The sequence below is a fragment of the Herminiimonas glaciei genome (genome assembly GCF_042664955.1).
GTDB lineage: Bacteria > Pseudomonadota > Gammaproteobacteria > Burkholderiales > Burkholderiaceae_D > Oxalicibacterium > Oxalicibacterium glaciei.
This window is the reverse complement of sequence record NZ_JBHTBU010000001.1, coordinates 199,649-215,172: the sequence shown is the minus strand read 5'-3', so window position 1 is coordinate 215,172 and position 15,524 is coordinate 199,649. Positions and strand designations below refer to the sequence as shown.

Sequence of the window (15,524 nt, the reverse complement as noted above, 5' to 3'; positions counted from 1 at the left end):
GACCTATGAACTTTGCACGAAACTTACCACAAAATTATATCAAACCGCTGTTTTGGCGCAGTTTTGCTCGTGCTGCAGCGCATCATTGAGCGAAAAATTGCCTTACGCGTGCCAGGTCTTCCGGCGTGTCCACGCCTGTCACTGGAGCATGTGGCGTCACGTGCACGGCGATCGGCACACCGTGCCATAACACCCGTAATTGTTCCAGCGCTTCCAGTTGCTCCAGCGGCGAAACGCTGAGCTGTGGGTATTCCTGCAAAAAAGCATTGCGGTAGGCGTACAGGCCGATATGGCGCAAAGGCGCATAGCCGGCCGGGAGCACATCCTTGCTCATGGCAAAGCCGTCGCGATGCCAGGGTATGGTCGCACGCGAGAAGTACAGTGCACGTCCGGACTTATCCAGCACCACTTTCACTACATTCGGATTGAATACTTCGTCGATTTCGCTGATCGCATGCGCAGCAGTCGCCATTGGCACGTCACGCGAAATCAATGTCGCGGTCGCGGCAATCAAGGAAGGATCGATCAAGGGTTCATCACCCTGCACGTTCACCACCACCGCATCATCCGGCAAACCTATCAGTGCCGCTACTTCGGCAATCCGATCGGTACCTGACGGATGATCGGCACGCGTCATTTGCACTGCCACCTTGTGCTGTGCGCAAGCGGCAAAGATATCGGCATGGTCGGTCGCGACGATGACTTGCGCCGCACCGGATTGCATCGCACGTTCGGCGACACGGACGATCATCGGCTTGCCGCCGAGATCAGCCAGCGGCTTGTTCGGCAAGCGGGTGGAAGCCAGGCGGGCAGGAATAATGACGGTAAAGGACATCAGCGGTTTCCGGTAGGACGACGCAAGCGCCGGCTCAGTTTGTACCAGGTGCGACTTGCAGGTCGCGCGCCTGGTCGGCCCACATGATAGGAATACCGTCGCGTATCGGGTAGGCGAGCTTATCCGCCTTGCAAATCAGTTCTTGCGCTTTTTTGTCATGCTCAAGCGGACCTTTGCAGATCGGGCAAACCAAAATATCAAGCAATCGAGCGTCCACGGAGTTTCTCCACAATTTTTTCAGCAAGCGCGCCGTCAAGCTGCGCTGTTACAGGCACGACCCACAAACGGGTGTCGTTTCTCAAACCTTCGTTTTGCCGACATTTTACTGCATCCTTCTCGGTAATCAGGATCACATCCGCTTTGACATGGACAAAGGGATTGTCGGCAAAATCGTAATGGTCGGGCAAAGCCATTTCTTCAAATTGCAAACCGGCACTACGCAGCAAACCGAAAAAACGTCCCGGATTGCCGATCCCGGCGGCCGCCAGGATAGTCGGCGCATGCTTGTCGCCGCTCGCGGCAAAGGAGCTCAGCGCACTGATTTGAGAACGATCATTCAGTTTTTCCGCAGTCATGCCGACCAGTTGCATACGGATTGCATCAGGCGGTAACCCGGGTGCATTTGCGGCCCCGTTCAGCACGGTGAAATCGCGGCGACGCGAAACCGGTTCCCGCAAAGGGCCGGCCGGCAAGAGCCAGCCATTCCCCGCACCGCGCCCGTCGAACAGGACGATTTCCACATCGCGTGCCATCCGGTAATGCTGCAAGCCGTCATCCGATATCAACACATCGACTTCCGGATGCACGGCGAGCAAGGCAGTCGCCACTGCCACCCGGTCACGCCCGACCATCACCGGACACTCGGCACGGTAGGCAATCAATAAAGGTTCATCGCCAACTTCCTGCGCCAGCGATTGCGACGTTACCGCCTGCGGCACATCGTTATGCACACCATAACCACGGGAAATCACAGCAGGCGTATAACCGGCAGCGCGCAAGGCATGCACCAGCCAGATCGTCAGTGGCGTCTTGCCGGTACCACCGACAAAGATATTGCCGACCACTACGACCGGCACCGGCAGGCGTTCGCTTTTTGACAAACCAAGGCGATACGCCGCGCGGCGCAAGGCCGACAACCCGCCGAACACGGCCGATACCGGCAACAGCATGCAGGCCGCCAGCCCACGCTGGGACCAGGTCTGCGTCAGGAATTCTTCAAGGTTGGAGCGCTGAAGAGCCAAGGATGGATTCCATATGAAGGCACTGGTGCCGACACAGTCGGCACCAGTGCGTGAGCTAACTTATTTCTTGCCGCTGGTTTGTGCGGCAAACGTGACTTTAGGATAGCCGGCAATGCGTGCGGCTTCCAGTACATTGATCACGGTCTGGTGCGTCGCGGTCGCATCGGCTGCAATGATGATGACAGGATCGGTGTTGGTCTTGCCGGATGCGGCAACCGCTGCAGTCAGTTCCGCCGCCAGCGCTTCCGGATTTTGCACGGCGATGCGCGTGTTATTGATCGAATAGCGACCTTGCGTATCCACGCCGACATTGATTTCAAACGGCCGGTCCATCGCCTTCTCGGCATCGGCCGTCGGCAGTGTAATCTGCAAGGCGGTAAATTTACTGTAGCTGGTCGAAACCATCAGGAAAATCAATATCACCAGCAATACGTCTATGAAGGCGATCAAATTGATTTCCGGATCTTCGCGGCCTTGTCCTTTGCGGAAATTCATCAGGCGTCTCTTTCCAGGCTCTTACTTGCGTGCGCCGTGCACGATGTCGACAAACTTCACCGCCTGCTGCTCCATATCGATGATGAAGCTATCGACCAGCGCACGGAAGTGGCGGTAGAACACCAGCGAAGGCATCGCAATCGCGAGGCCGAAACCGGTGTTGTACAAGGCAATCGAAATACCATGTGCAAGTTGCGCCGGATTGGCGCCGGTGCCGGTCGCATTTTGCGAACCGAAGATTTCAATCATGCCGACCACGGTCCCGAACAAACCCATCAAAGGTGCCAGCGTCGCAATCGTACCCAAGGTCGTGAGGAAACGTTCCAGCGTATGTGCGGTGCCGCGCCCTGCTTCTTCAATCGACTCCTTCATGACGTCGCGCGGCGCATCGACGTTGCGCAGGCCGGCGGCGAGTACACGACCCAAAGGTGAATTCTGTTCCAGCGTATTGACCACATTGTCATCAATCCGGCCGCTGCGATAAACCCGTACCACTTCTTCCAGCAAGCTCGGCGGCAAAATCCGGCGGCGGCGCAAATACATGCTGCGTTCGATAATCAGGGTCAATGCAATAACGGAAGCGATCAGCAACAGCCAGATCGGCCAGCCTGCTGCATGAATAATGGCGAGCAAAATAAGCTCCTTTTGTGGGATTTGTTAAATATGGATGGAGAATGTAACGGTTTGACGCCGGGAGAGCAAGTTTCCCGCAAGGGCTTGCCCACATTGCATAAGGACCGATACCGCCATGTTAACCGGCATCCGTGACGCTACAGGAAATTCTTTTATCAGGCATTGAACCACTTATTCAGCTTGTGCACATTTTCTGTGGATAACATTGTGTGTAACTGTACACGAGCGGCCGAAGCCCTTGATTTAAAAGAAAAAATTTCTGCTGCATAGAAATGAGGCGGTGCATATCCGGCGACTTGTGTGTCTGACACCGGGTTTCCGTACCGGGACCGGCGCATGGAAACAAGGCACAAATAAAAACGCCCGGCACCTGTTATGGATGCCGGGCGTTTTTTATTTAAAGCGTGTAATTTATTGAATACCGCGGAACACCGCACATTGTCTGAAAGCGTCTTCAGAGTATGGTATCTGCTTGCTCTTGCAATACTTGGAAGTCAGTTTCAGCAATTCCTTGATATCACGGCCGCTGCACTTCGCGTAAATATTGCTCAGCGAGTCGATCAACTCATCCGACAGATCCGCATGGAATTGTGTCGCCAGCGATTTCCACAAACGCATCGCATCTTCCTTCGGCGGCACTTCATACTTGATCGTTGCAATACAGCGCGACAGGATTGCATCATCAACGTCACCAACACGGTTGGTGGTCATGAACAACAAACCCTTGAAGTATTCCAGCGTACGCAGGAATTCGGCAACGATGGCATTGTGCTGCAAATCATTGTCGCGGCAACGGATGTAAACGTCGGCTTCATCCAGCAAGAGGATCGCATCCCAACGGGCGGCGCGACGCAGGATCTCGGACAGGTTTTGCTCCACCGAAGCGGCGGTAATACCCAACTGGCCCGAGTGCACCCGGTACAGCGGCTTGCCAACCACTTCCGAATACACTTCGGCGGTCAGGGTTTTACCGAGACCAGGCGCACCTTTACACAGGATAGTCGTACCACCCGATTTGCCTTCAACGATATCTTCCATCAAGACATTCATATCGGCAGTCAGGATATCGATCAGCTCGCGGTGCTGCACTGGCAGGATCAGCTTTTCGCGCAACTCCGGCTTGTATTCGTAGGAAGTCAGATTCTGTACGTGTACCCAGATATTCTGGTGCAGTTCCAGATGGAACAAATGTACATAGCAATGCAGCGGTATCTTTTCAAAGCCCTGCTCGAAACCGTTCTGGCGCCAGAATTCTGCGTCCGTCATCATTTCGAAGCGACGATCCAGGATTTCTTCATCGTTCACGCATTTCGCCGTCGTGCCCGCCTTGAAAGGCAGCATGCCGATGCGGAATTTTTCATCCATCGTGAACGCGGCATTGCGCGCGATGAATTGCTTGCCGAACTGGCGCTGGTATTTGAGGAAGCGTTTCGCCTGTACTTCGTACTCTTGCTTGAATTCCGGGCATTCCTTGAAATAGCCGAGCTCGGTCAGCAATTCCGGAATCGTGCGGTTGGCGATGTCGTGTGAATTGATGACGATCGCATTCGTCATGCCGGCGCGGCGCATGCGCAAGTCGGACGACTCTTCGCGACCGGCAGCCTGCATGGTATTGGCGATCAGGTCGATCACGACGTAAGGCGCGCCCTGGTCCGGCACCACATGGCGCAGGCGATGGATCAGCCATGGCAAGAGGACGCCATCCTTATTGCGTTTGTACAGCCAGCCGTCGATCACATCGCGGGAGAAATACGCGGCGAGGCCGGGGACCAGCTTGTCGAGGTCGGGAATCTTGCGTGCCTGTGGCGCGCCCAGGATGTTATCCAGAGCCAGCATCTGGAACATCAACGCACGGTCATCCTGTGCCTTGCACAGGCTGTATAGCGTGTTCATCGCTTTCGCGTCGAACAGCTTGCTATTGACTATCATGCGGCCATGGCAGACGCCATGTTCGGAAAGACGCTTGGCCAGTGGAGATTCGGACTCAATCATCTCCAACAGTACACTCACCATCGATTCCGGTATTTCAAAATCCATCACAACTCCCTGCTAATTTCGTGCTCGGCACAGGTAAATGCCCAAAACTTCGGGCGTGATCAAGGCAGAAACCTGGAAAACAGATATTCAGTGTGCAATGCAACATTACAAAATAAAACGGCTTCCATATCTGGAAGCCTTCTGTATGTGTGATGCCGGTTGCCGGAAACGATATTCAGCAGCCCACCTCTGTCATGTCTTCCCGTCTTCAGTGCGCTACTGTATGTCTCTGGGAACATATCCTTCCCGCATTGCCTCGCTCATCATAAAGCATTAAGTTGGGCATGTGAAGCCGGGGGCTGGCCGGTAACGGACGGGGCATAGACGATATCGAGCCAAACAGCGTGCATATCCGGCCATTAGCCATCGGCACCTATGTAATCCGCAGCAAACGGGATGTCCTGCTTTCCGATTCATAGGTAGCCGACACCACATCCTCACATACCAATTGAAATCAGGGTAGTGGTAATGTTTTGCTGTAATAAGTTCTTCATATCCGCCTTTAGCCTATCCGTCATCTCAGGTGTCATATTGGCTTCCAGGGAGTACTTCATCCCGTATCCATCGACATCGATTGCCTTGGAAAACTTTTCGGCACCGATATGCTCATACACCATGGTCTCACCTTGCTGGTCAACGAAAGTCATGCCAATAGCCGCATGCGCATACCCTCTCCCTATCGATGACAGACTCATGGTCCGTAATATTACGCCCACACCTTTTCCAGGTATGGCGTGCTCATAGCTCATAGGGAAAAAAACGATGATTGCATCAAGACCATTATTTTTTGCCAGTTGGGCCAAATCTTTTTTGATTTTCCCCGGATCAGACGGGATTTTCCCGTCGGAGGTCTTGTATTTTTCCAATAGAGCGCTCTGCTCAAAGCCGATATCTTTCACCTTCCATTGTGGTCGTGACTGCGCCAACCTTGAATTGACTGTTGAAGTAATCGTTGCAGTCAGTTGTCCATTCATGTCGATAACGGTTTTCTCGTTGTTGAACACCGTAAGTCCGATTTTCTGGAAAGTAGCATCTTCTGGAATGATGGATACAACTCCAACGTTCCTGATCCTTTGTTCATCAGTTTCACTCAATTTTTTAGCCGCACAGCCCGAGACAAATATCGCTATCAAACAGATAAGTAGCTTTTTCATGATTCCTGACAGAAGTTAAATTTTAAGGATCAAAGTGATCCGGGGTATTCGAACCAGCGTTCTAATTTTGGACACACGACAACGCTGAATAGACAAAAAAACCATATACTAGCGCACAAAATTGTATCAATTCATCGCGGAGTCTCAGTGTCCAAAGGTATTACGTTTTCCGTCACCAGCTCCGTCCTGTTTGCGGTCCTTTATTATTACTCCACCCTGCTGGCACCGTTGAATGGCGAGGAAATTTTTGGCTGGCGCACGCTGCTGACCTTCCCTTTCCTTACCTTGTTCATCTGGTCGCGGCGGCAACAAGGCCTGATCCTGAACCTGCTGCACCGGATGCGACAAAACCCGGCGCTTATCCTGGGCGCACTGGCCACTTCCGCCTTCCTCGGTGTGCAGCTGTGGCTCTTCATGTGGGCACCTCTGCATGGCCGCGCGCTGAATGTGTCGCTCGGTTACTTCCTGCTGCCGCTGACGATGCTGATGACCGGTCGCATTATTTACAAGGAACGCTTGTCGCGCCTGCAAAACCTGGCTGCCATGTGTGCCGCCGTCGGCGTTGCGAATGAGCTGCTGCAAATCGGCAGTCTGTCATGGGAAACCATGCTGGTCGCGCTCGGCTATCCGGTTTACTTCGTGCTGCGTCGTCGCCTCGGTTCAAACAATATTGGCGGACTGTGGTTTGACATGGTGTTCCTGATCCCGGCTGGTGTGTGGTTTGTCTACACCGGAGATGTCGGCATAGCGTCACTGAGTGATTTCCCGCGACTGTATGTACTGATCCCCGTGCTCGGCGTCCTCAGCGCGTTTGCGCTGCTGTTTTACATGATCGCCAGCCAAACCCTCAGCCTCAGCCTGTTCGGTTTGCTCGGTTATGTGGAACCGGTCTTGTTGGTGGTAGTCGCCCTGCTGCTGGGTGAAACCATAGATGGTGCGGAATGGCTGACTTATATCCCGATCTGGATTGCCGTCCTGCTGCTGATTGTCGAAGGTGTGAAGAACGTTTACACGCGTCACAACCTGAAGATTTAAAAAAGGCCGGAGACTTCCCGGCCTTCCTCCTCCCTTAAAACTGCTCCCATTCATCACCGACCACGGCCAGTTCGGAACGCTTGTCTTCCTTTGGCGGCGGCGCAGCCTTGTTCGCTATCTGCACCGCAGCAGCCTTTTGCGGCAATACCGATACCGTTGCTTTCGGCGTTGCCGGCAACACATGCAGCGCTTCGCTGTGATGCAGTTTAAAGACTCCCACCACCTGCGCCAGGCTACCGGCTTGATGCTGCAGTGATGCAGCTGCAGCGGCAGCCTGCTCAACCAGCGCGGCATTTTGCTGGGTCACGCTATCCATCTGGATCACGGCCTGGTTGATCTGTTCTATCCCCGTGGTTTGTTCCTGGCTGGCAGCGGTGATTTCACCCATGATATCGGTGACACGACGCACACTGGCCACCACTTCCTGCATCGTGCTGCCGGCATCGTCGACCAGGCGCGAACCGGCATTTACCTTCTGTACCGAGTCACCGATCAAGGTTTTGATTTCCTTTGCCGCCGCTGCAGAACGCTGCGCCAGGCTGCGTACCTCGCCCGCCACCACGGCAAAGCCGCGGCCTTGCTCACCTGCTCGCGCCGCTTCCACCGCAGCATTCAGGGCGAGGATATTGGTCTGGAAAGCGATACCGTCGATAACACCTATGATGTCGGCGATTTTTTTTGCCGAATCATTGATGGAACCCATCGTATCGACCACCTGCGACACCACGTCGCCACCCTTGCTCGCCACCGACGAAGCAGTCAAGGCCAGTTGATTCGCCTGGCGCGCATTGTCTGCATTTTGCCGCACGGTACCGGTCAGCTCTTCCATCGACGAGGCGGTTTCTTCCAGTGAACTCGCCTGTTCTTCGGTACGCGACGATAAATCCATATTGCCACTGGCGATCTGGGTCGAGGCAATTGCAATCGCTTCGGTGCTGTGACGCACTTCGCCGACGATGCGTATCAGGCTGGTGTTCATATCCTTCAGCGCCCGCAGTAACTGGCCGGTTTCATCCTTGTACTTGGCTTCGATCACGCTGGTCAGGTCACCTGCCGCGACGGTTTGCGCAATCTTCACCGCCTCATGCAGCGGCTTGGTAATCGAATGCGTGATCCAGTAAGCCAGCGCAATACCACCAACAGCTGCCAGCGCGCCCAGCACCATCATCATCTGGATCGCTGCATCGATATGGCCGGCGGCAGTTGCACCGCGTTCTTCTACCATCATCTTTTGCATGGCGGCCAATTGCGCGACGATGCCTTGCACAACGTCCAGCGCAGGCAGGGTTTCAGACAGGAGCAAGTGCCTGGCTTCATCCCTGTGATTGTCGGCCACCAGTTTGCCGACCTTGCCAAACGAAGCCACATACTTGCCACGCGCTTCCTTGAATTCCTGCATCAAGGCCTTGCCCTTGTCGGTGTAAATCAGCTTGTCCAGCACGACGACCGCTTCATCTATCGTCTTTTTGTTTTTCGCAATATCGGCAAACAGCGCAGCGACCCTGGTCGGCTCGGTTTCCATCAATAGTTCCATATTGCGACGGGCATTGGCACGCGTGGTCACGTCTATGGTTGCCGCCGCCTCGGCCTTGATCCAGTCACTGTCGACCAGTTGATGGTTGATCTCTCCTATGCTGTTAAAACGGAGCAAGGCCAATACAATCAGCGTCGCCATCAGGATGAATATCGCCCCGAAGCCCATGGCTAGCCGGGCGCCTATCCTTACATTCAAGATATTCATTTTTATTTTCCCTGTACTAGAACTCATTTCATGGATCAAATTCCATTACCATCTGTTTTTATTGTCAGCATCGCCACCCGCAAAAGTTGCCCTATTGCACTAATTTCGTGCGTGAAGCAGCGCATTGCGTCCGCGAATTGCCCCAAGCACGAACATTTATGATTTCTGACCGCTCCCCGTCTCCGCCATCTTCCGCTCCGGCCGTACTCAGCGTGTCCGCGCTGAACCAGGCCGTCTCGCGCATGCTGGAGCGTAATTTCCCGCTGTCCTGGGTTTCCGGTGAGATTTCCAATTTCACTTGTGCCGCCTCCGGACACTGGTACTTCACGCTCAAGGACAGTGCTGCCCAGGTGCGTGCCGTGATGTTCCGTGGTCGAGCTCAATATGCAGATTTCATGCCACGCGAAGGTGACAAAGTGGAAGTGCGCGCACTGGTCACCCTGTATGCGCCGCGCGGCGATTACCAATTGAGCGTGGAAGCGATACGACGTGCCGGAGTCGGCAATTTGTATGAAGCATTTCTGCAATTGAAGGAAAAGCTGAATGCCGAAGGCTTGTTCGATCCGGCGCGCAAGCGTGCTATCCCAAGCTTTGCCCGCACCATAGGCATAGTCACCAGCCCCCAGGCTGCCGCCTTGCGCGACATCCTGACGACACTGCAACGCCGCGCACCGCATGTACGCGTGATCCTGTATCCGACGCCGGTACAAGGCGAAGGCTCGGCCAACAAGATCGCACAAGCGATAGCGACCGCTTCCGCCCGGGCCGAATGCGATGTGCTGCTGGTGTGTCGTGGTGGCGGCAGTATTGAAGATCTGTGGTCGTTCAACCATGAACTGGTGGCACGCACCATCGTCGGTTGCGACATCCCGGTCATCGTTGGCGTCGGCCATGAAACCGATTTCACCATCGCCGACTTTGCTGCCGACTTGCGCGCACCGACCCCGACCGCCGCGGCCGAACTCGCAGCGACTCCGCGCGCCGACTGGTTAGCCCGGCTGGAAGCACAAGCTGATGACATGCGTTACGTGTTGAAGAGACAGTTATCCGATACCGCACAAACACTGGACTGGCTGTCACGCCGCCTGATCAGCCCGGCCGCGTATATTGCGCATGAAAGAATGAAGCTGCAAAACCTGCAGGCACGCCTCGGCCATGCAACCCGCATCCCGCTCAGCAAGGCGCAGTTCGCGCTGGCGCAATTACGCAATCGCTGGCTCTCGCAATTACCGGATACGCAAGCGCAACGTTTACATGTGATCAATCACGCGCGTCGCATGAGCAATCAGATCAGCAACAATATCGCCAGCCAAAAACAAAGCCTGGCCGCCCTTTCCGCGCAACTGGAGATGCTGAACCCGCAACGCACACTGGAGCGTGGTTACGCAATGATCACCGATGAAAAAGGCAAGATAGTACGCGCTCCGAAAGAACTGCAAGCGCGCCAAAATGTGACCGTGCGACTGGCCGATGGCACGGCGCAGGTGGGTATCGCCAGCGTGCAGGAAACCTTGGAATAAAACCTGTCTGCTTGCACGCGCGAACACCTTAAAACAAAAAATCCAGGCATGATGATTCCCGTCGCAAGTATCGCAATCGAGCGCAAAACACAAAAATCACAGCCAATTCAACTCAAATAATAACGAGAATTATTCTCAATTAATGAGTGAAAACTAACGCACTGTAAATCGTACAAAGCCTTATGTTTATTGGCTTTGCACAGCATCACAGAAAATTTTCCGACTGAATTTTTTATCATTTTCCATGCGTGATTTTTCACCTTGCCGGAAATTGATCTGCGTCGTGTGCAAGCAAGGCGTAACCGCTTTACAATGAACGCCTTTCAAAAAGAACATCTTCATTTTCAACCCCATATAGAAGGACGACCATGGAACATACCCTGCCGGCACTGCCCTATGCGTTGGATGCACTTGCTCCACACATCTCGAAAGAGACGCTCGAATTCCATTACGGTAAACATCACCAGACATACGTAACGAATTTGAATAACCTGATCAAAGGTACCGAATTCGAAAACGCATCGCTCGAAGAAATCATCAAGAAATCCTCCGGCGGTGTTTTCAACAATGCAGCCCAAGTATGGAACCACACCTTCTACTGGAACGGCCTGAAGCCAAACGGCGGCGGCGCTCCAACTGGTGCAGTTGCTGATGCGATCAATGCAAAATGGGGTTCCTTCGACAAGTTCAAGGAAGAGTTCACCAAGTCTTGCGTAACCAACTTCGGCTCCGGCTGGACATGGTTGGTGAAAAAAGCTGACGGCTCGCTCGACCTGGCTAACACCTCGAACGCCGGCTGCCCATTGACAGGCGCTGACAAACCATTGCTGACCTGCGACGTTTGGGAACACGCTTACTACATCGACTACCGCAATGCGCGTCCTAAGTACGTTGAATCGTTCTGGGCATTGGTTAACTGGGACTTCGTTGCGAAGAACCTGGCTTAATTATGTTTAAATGCATTGGCTAGCCGATGCATTAAACCGGATTGCAGAAAACGCCTCGAGAAATCGGGGCGTTTTTTATTGTTTGTTTAGTTTGCGTGTAGACGATGCTGTTCCCTCTTCGTGGAGAAAAAACAGCATCCCACCCTAAATAAATAACAAAACCGCTCCCTTATGCGTTTTTAGCATGAAGACATGCAAAAACTATAGTTTGAACGAATAAGCAAATTTGTTATATTCATTTCCATTCGGTAAGTTACCCGATTGCATCGATGGGATCAGGCGGTTTTCGCCGCGGAAACCGTATCGTCGGCAATCCCCTTACCACCCCTTTTTACCAAAATATGGAGAATGTTCATGTTTAAGAAAGTTGTTTTACTGACAGCGGCAACCGCCACTTTGCTGTCCGGCGCCGCCCAGGCGCAGGAAAAACCTTTGCTCAACGCGTCATATGACGTGGCTCGCGAAGTGTTCGCTGCGATCAATCCTAAATTCCAGGCTAAATGGAAAGCCGAAACCGGCCAGGACCTGAAGATCGATCAATCGTTTGCCGGTACCTCACGTCAGGCACAAGACATCATCCAGGGTAAAAAGGTAGATACCGTTACTTTCAACCAGGTCACCGACATCGACATCCTGGCGCAACGCGGCCTGGTGCGTAAGGACTGGCAAAAAGCCTTCCCTAACAATAGCTCGCCTTACTACAGCACCATCGCTTTCCTGGTGCGCAAAGGCAATCCGAAAAATATCAAAACCTGGGATGACCTGGTACGTGATGACGTAAAAGTCGTTTTCCCTAACCCGAAAACTTCCGGTAACGCACGCTACACCTACCTCGGCGCATGGCTGTACGCGAACGAGAAGTTCAAGGGTGACGAAGCACAAACCAAGCAATTCGTCGGCAAACTGCTGCACAACGTTGTGAACTTCCCTACCGGTGGCCGTGGCGCAACCGTAGCGTTCGCACAGAATAACCAGGGCGATGCATTGCTGACCTTTGAATCGGAAGTGATCAACATCGCGAAGAGTGATGAATTCAAGTCCGGCGCATATGAAATCGTCGTACCACCAGTCTCGGTACTGGCTGAGTTCCCGGTTGCTGTCGTTGACAAAGTTGTCGATGAAAAAGGCACTCGTAAAGTCGCAACGGCTTACCTGAACTATGAATACTCGCGTGAAATCCAGCTCTTGCTGACCACCTTCAACTACCGCGTCCATCACCCGGACGTCGCCAAAGTGGTGGCTGACCGTTACGCAAAAGTCCGCCTGATCGATCCGACCAAAGTACTCGGTTCGTGGGATGATATCCAGGCCAAGCATTTTGCCGGTGGTGCCGTACTCGACCAGTTGCTGTCGCAACGTCGTTGATAGAGGGCCGGCGACGTGAATTTGACACTACGCCGGCAGCACCTTTGTCATACAGGATGATGGTGGTTTACAATGCCGCCATCCACACGACCATCCGTTACTGGATGGTCGTTTGTTTTTACAGATACCGTTTTGCAGTGACGCCGCACTGCCCTGACCCGCACATACCGTGAACCTGTCTCTTCGCTTTTTCCGTAGTACGCCTATCCTGCCGGGCTTTTCGATGAGCTTTGGCTTTTCGACGCTGTATATCAGCCTGGTGATCCTGTTGCCGATTTCGGCGCTGTTGCTGTACGTCAGCGGCATGAGCTGGGACCAATACTGGTTTGCGATCACCGATGCGCGCGTGCTGCAAAGTTACAAGATCACGATACAGGGCGCGTTTTACTCCACCATCATCGTGACCTTCATCGGTTTCCTGCTGGCGTGGATCATTACCCGTTACGATTTTCCCGGCCGTCGCCTGATCGATTCACTGGTCGACCTGCCGTTTGCACTGCCGACCTCGGTCGCAGGCATTACCCTGTCCGCATTGTTCATCCCGACCGGCTGGCTCGGGCAATGGTTTGAAATTTTCGGCATCAAGATTTCCTATGCCTTCCCCGGCATCGTCGTCGCGATGACCTTCACCAGCCTGCCTTTCATCGTACGCTCGGTACAACCAGTACTGGAAGATATGGAAAAGGAACTGGAAGAAGCCGCACTGATGCTGGGTGCCAATAAGTGGCAAATTTTCTGGCGCGTGATTTTACCGACACTGATCCCGGCACTGATCACCGGTTCCTCACAAGCTTTCATCCGCAGCCTCGGTGAATTTGGTGCGGTCATTATGATCGCCGGCAATATCCCGTTCGAAACCGAAGTGACTTCGCTGATGCTGTTCGTGCGCCTGCAGGAGTACAACTACCCTGCCGCTGCCGCCATCGCGTCGGTCGTGCTGCTGGCCTCGCTCATCCTCTTGTTCCTGCTGCAGGTTGTGCAGGGACGATTCTTCAAGAAAGCATAAGGGGACCGACATGGCAAAAGCAATCAAGCATCCCAACGAAACCCATCAATGGATTTTGATCGGCCTCGGTATCATCATGACGATACTGTTGCTGGTCCTGCCACTGGTCCTGATTTTCACGCAAGCCTTCAGTGGTGGCCTCGAACTCCTGTGGGCCAACCTGAATGAAGATTTCATGAAACACGCGCTCGGCCTGACCTTGACGGCCGCCGTGTTGACGGTACCGATCAACCTGGTGTTCGGCATCCTGCTCGCATGGTGCGTCACGCATTACGACTTCTTTGGCCGCCGCCTGCTGGTGACGTTGGTCGAGATCCCCTATGCGACTTCGCCTGTGGTCGCCGGCTTCTGCTATCTGGTGGTGTATGGTCTCGAAGGCACGATCGGTAAATGGTTGTATGCCAACGATGTGCAATTGATGTTCGCGTGGCCCGGCATCATCATGGTCACGGTCTTCGTCACTGCACCTTACATCGCACGCATCCTGATGCCATTGATGCAAAAACAAGGCACCGAAGAAGAAATCGCCGCGCTCTCACTGGGTGCCAGCGGCTGGCAGATTTTCTGGCGCGTGACACTGCCGAATATCAAATGGGCGCTGCTCTACGGTGCCGTCATTACCAATGCACGCGCAGTCGGTGAGTTCGGTGCAGTAGCCGTCGTATCCGGCACCATCATGAATCAAACCCTGACGCTGCCTTTACTCGTTGAGCAATTGAATAACGATTACAAAACTGCAGCCGCCTTCACCGCAGCCGCATTGCTGGCGTGTATGGCATTGCTGACGCTGGTCTTGAAGACCCTGATGGAGTGGCGCCAGGAAAGACGCGAAGCGGAACCTGAAGAAGTGCATATGGGTTAATTCCCGCACACACCTTCAGCAAGCAGCATTTAGCAGCGGGACAGGAAAACTAGGCAACAAGGCAACACTCCGCATCATTTCCCATCCCGCGGCAAAATCAACTATCATTACGTCGCTGCGGCTCATCTGCCCGCAGCAATCGTCCTCGTTTTGCGGAGGCATCCAATCCAGTATCGTTCGCCGGCACAAATTTTTTTGTGCCTCTTGTTTCCACCCATAGTCGGCAACATGGCAAGCAAGCATGCCATTTGCACAATCAAGTCAGCGTCTTCCTACAAAACTTTAGGATGATCTCTGATCGCCATCTACGGACGGCTCCTTTATTCTCGCAACTCAGGTCGCGCCAGAGGCAACACAGCGGCGCGGGCAGTGCGACATGCCATCACAACAATCAGCAGCTTTCGAAATTTGATCGCTGTGATCAATAAGGATATCGACCATGTACAAAAACTACGACAACGCCAACCATTCGGCTAAATCTATCCACGCTGGCAAGCATATCTCCGACAAGGATCATAGCCATGTCGGTAAAGAGCAGGATCAGGCTGATGAGCAATCGGCGGACTTGCAAGACAAGTCGGAAAACTCTACGACCATCGTCGTGCCGTTCAACACGACTCAAACCGGTTCGTTCCAGTAAGACCTCCTCGTTC

15 protein-coding genes are annotated in these 15,524 nt (G+C 53.7%); 7 read left to right on the top strand and 8 right to left on the bottom strand.

All coding sequences use genetic code 11. From position 1 onward, the window contains the following. Window positions 1-82 precede the first annotated feature (82 nt). The 7 genes from kdsB to ACFQPC_RS00960 all read right to left on the bottom strand — a co-directional run bounded on the left by kdsB (window position 83) and on the right by ACFQPC_RS00960 (window position 6,395). Window positions 83-835 carry a 3-deoxy-manno-octulosonate cytidylyltransferase gene (gene kdsB, locus ACFQPC_RS00990; RefSeq protein WP_382269796.1) on the bottom strand — a complete coding sequence of 251 codons (753 nt, stop codon included), beginning with the start codon at window positions 833-835 and terminating at the stop codon, window positions 83-85. A 34-nt stretch (window positions 836-869) separates the two neighbouring features. Further along, window positions 870-1,052: a Trm112 family protein gene (locus tag ACFQPC_RS00985; RefSeq protein WP_382269795.1), complete on the bottom strand. Its 183-nt coding sequence runs from the start codon at window positions 1,050-1,052 to the stop codon at window positions 870-872. Continuing rightward, the gene (lpxK, locus tag ACFQPC_RS00980; RefSeq protein ID WP_382269794.1) at window positions 1,033-2,076 is read right to left on the bottom strand and encodes a tetraacyldisaccharide 4'-kinase; all 1,044 of its coding nucleotides are present in this window, start codon (window positions 2,074-2,076) and stop codon (window positions 1,033-1,035) included. The genes ACFQPC_RS00985 and lpxK overlap by 20 nt, the downstream gene beginning before the upstream one ends. Before the next feature lie 60 nt (window positions 2,077-2,136). Further along, window positions 2,137-2,571, bottom strand: coding sequence for an ExbD/TolR family protein (locus ACFQPC_RS00975; RefSeq protein ID WP_012080432.1), 435 nt, complete (start codon window positions 2,569-2,571; stop codon window positions 2,137-2,139). Window positions 2,572-2,592: 21 nt separating this feature from the next. Then, the gene (locus ACFQPC_RS00970; RefSeq protein WP_012080433.1) at window positions 2,593-3,204 is read right to left on the bottom strand and encodes a MotA/TolQ/ExbB proton channel family protein; all 612 of its coding nucleotides are present in this window, start codon (window positions 3,202-3,204) and stop codon (window positions 2,593-2,595) included. A gap of 411 nt (window positions 3,205-3,615) precedes the next feature. After that, window positions 3,616-5,241: an AAA family ATPase gene (locus ACFQPC_RS00965; RefSeq protein ID WP_382269793.1), complete on the bottom strand. Its 1,626-nt coding sequence runs from the start codon at window positions 5,239-5,241 to the stop codon at window positions 3,616-3,618. A gap of 437 nt (window positions 5,242-5,678) precedes the next feature. Then, a complete protein-coding gene (locus ACFQPC_RS00960; protein ID WP_382269792.1) occupies window positions 5,679-6,395 on the bottom strand; it encodes a hypothetical protein in 717 nt (238 codons plus the stop codon). A 147-nt stretch (window positions 6,396-6,542) separates the two neighbouring features. Between ACFQPC_RS00960 and rarD the strand changes: the two genes are divergently transcribed. Further along, the gene (gene rarD / locus ACFQPC_RS00955; RefSeq protein ID WP_382269791.1) at window positions 6,543-7,430 is read left to right on the top strand and encodes an EamA family transporter RarD; all 888 of its coding nucleotides are present in this window, start codon (window positions 6,543-6,545) and stop codon (window positions 7,428-7,430) included. A gap of 34 nt (window positions 7,431-7,464) precedes the next feature. On the opposite strand, the gene ACFQPC_RS00950 is transcribed toward rarD, so the two are convergent. Next, window positions 7,465-9,171 carry a methyl-accepting chemotaxis protein gene (locus tag ACFQPC_RS00950; protein WP_382269790.1) on the bottom strand — a complete coding sequence of 569 codons (1,707 nt, stop codon included), beginning with the start codon at window positions 9,169-9,171 and terminating at the stop codon, window positions 7,465-7,467. Between the two features lie 158 nt (window positions 9,172-9,329). Here ACFQPC_RS00950 and xseA point away from each other — a divergent pair, with 158 nt between their 5' ends. From xseA to ACFQPC_RS00920, 6 genes are all read left to right on the top strand, one after another. Continuing rightward, window positions 9,330-10,691 (top strand): exodeoxyribonuclease VII large subunit, encoded by a 1,362-nt coding sequence (gene xseA / locus ACFQPC_RS00945; RefSeq protein WP_382269789.1) that lies wholly within the window; start codon window positions 9,330-9,332, stop codon window positions 10,689-10,691. Window positions 10,692-11,059: 368 nt separating this feature from the next. Next, window positions 11,060-11,638, top strand: coding sequence for a superoxide dismutase [Fe] (sodB, locus tag ACFQPC_RS00940; protein ID WP_012080441.1), 579 nt, complete (start codon window positions 11,060-11,062; stop codon window positions 11,636-11,638). A gap of 354 nt (window positions 11,639-11,992) precedes the next feature. After that, entirely contained in the window at window positions 11,993-13,003 is a 1,011-nt protein-coding gene (cysP, locus tag ACFQPC_RS00935) for a thiosulfate ABC transporter substrate-binding protein CysP (protein WP_012080442.1), read from the top strand. A 169-nt stretch (window positions 13,004-13,172) separates the two neighbouring features. Continuing rightward, the gene (cysT, locus tag ACFQPC_RS00930) at window positions 13,173-14,009 is read left to right on the top strand and encodes a sulfate ABC transporter permease subunit CysT (protein ID WP_041296596.1); all 837 of its coding nucleotides are present in this window, start codon (window positions 13,173-13,175) and stop codon (window positions 14,007-14,009) included. Between the two features lie 10 nt (window positions 14,010-14,019). Beyond that, window positions 14,020-14,871 (top strand): sulfate ABC transporter permease subunit CysW, encoded by an 852-nt coding sequence (gene cysW / locus ACFQPC_RS00925; protein ID WP_382269788.1) that lies wholly within the window; start codon window positions 14,020-14,022, stop codon window positions 14,869-14,871. Window positions 14,872-15,310: 439 nt separating this feature from the next. Next, window positions 15,311-15,511, top strand: a complete 201-nt coding sequence (locus ACFQPC_RS00920) for a hypothetical protein (protein ID WP_382269787.1) — start codon at window positions 15,311-15,313, stop codon at window positions 15,509-15,511. The last annotated feature ends 13 nt before the right edge of the window (window positions 15,512-15,524 follow it).